This is a genomic window from Bartonella sp. AP57NXGY (genome assembly GCF_042195805.1).
Classification (GTDB): Bacteria; Pseudomonadota; Alphaproteobacteria; order Rhizobiales; family Rhizobiaceae; genus Bartonella.
This window is the reverse complement of the sequence record NZ_JBHIOZ010000336.1, coordinates 1-1111: the sequence shown is the minus strand read 5'-3', so window position 1 is coordinate 1111 and position 1111 is coordinate 1. Positions and strand designations below refer to the sequence as shown.

1 protein-coding gene is annotated in these 1111 nt (G+C 43.7%); it reads left to right on the top strand.

The annotated features are described in order from the left end of the window. Nucleotides 1-1111 (top strand): tyrosine-type recombinase/integrase (locus ACFIL8_RS10730; RefSeq protein WP_375689763.1); only part of this gene is annotated, 1111 nt, incomplete at both ends.

Here is a 1111-nt window from a genome sequence, read left to right as displayed (position 1 = left end):
CAACATTGGGAGCTGGCAAATATAATGATGGTGCCGGCTTGTTACTTCATAAGCGTAAAGATGGAGGTGCTCAATGGATTTACCGTTTTACCATTCATGGGCGGCGCCGTGAAATGGGCTTGGGTGCCTTGAGAGATGTCTCTTTAAAACAAGCCCGTGAATTGGCAACTGGGTGGCGCTCTGTTCTTCGTGAAGGTCGTGACCCCATTAAAGAACGCAATAAACAAAAGCGTGAGGCAATAAGTAATCTCCATTATTTAAAAGATATCGCGTTGGATGCTTTTGAAAGCCGTAAAGCTGAACTAAAAGGAGATGGTAAAGATGGACGTTGGTTTTTACCCTTAAAACTCCATATTCTCCCCAAATTAGGTTGCCTCCCCGTTTCAGAGATTACACAAACAGAGATACGCAATACACTTGCTCCCATTTGGCATACAAAAGCAGCAACAGCTGATAAAGCTCTTACCCGCCTTAATATTTGTCTCAAACATGCGGCTGCTTTGGGTTTGGATGTTGATTTACAAGCAACAGAAAAAGCACGCGCTCTCTTAGGTAAACAACGCCATAAAACGCAAAATTTTCCAGCTATGGATTGGAGAGATGTCCCTGCCTTTTATAAAACACTTTGCGAAGCATCAACCTTAACACAACTGGCTTTGCGTTTGCTTATTTTGACAGGCGTTCGTACCAACCCTTTGTGTCATATTCATAAAGACCAAGTTGATGGCGATATCTGGACAATCCCTGCTGAAAATATGAAAGGTCGACGTGATACTACAGAAGAGTTTCGCGTGCCTCTATCATCAGAAGCATTAGAAATCTTAAAACAAGCGCGCTTGCTTTCTCGCAATGATTTCTTCTTTTCTGCAACCGGTCGGGGTCCCCTCGCTGCAAATTGTATGGCTCAATATATGAGAGACAATAAAATTGAGGCATGCCCCCATGGATTTCGTTCTAGTTTACGTGATTGGCTCGCTGAAACAACCGATGCCCCTTATGAAGTCGCAGAAACTATTCTAAGTCATACAGTAGGCGGTAAAGTAGAGCGTGCCTATCGTCGGACTGACTATTTAGAACAGCGCCGCGTTTATATGGATAAATGGGCGGCTTA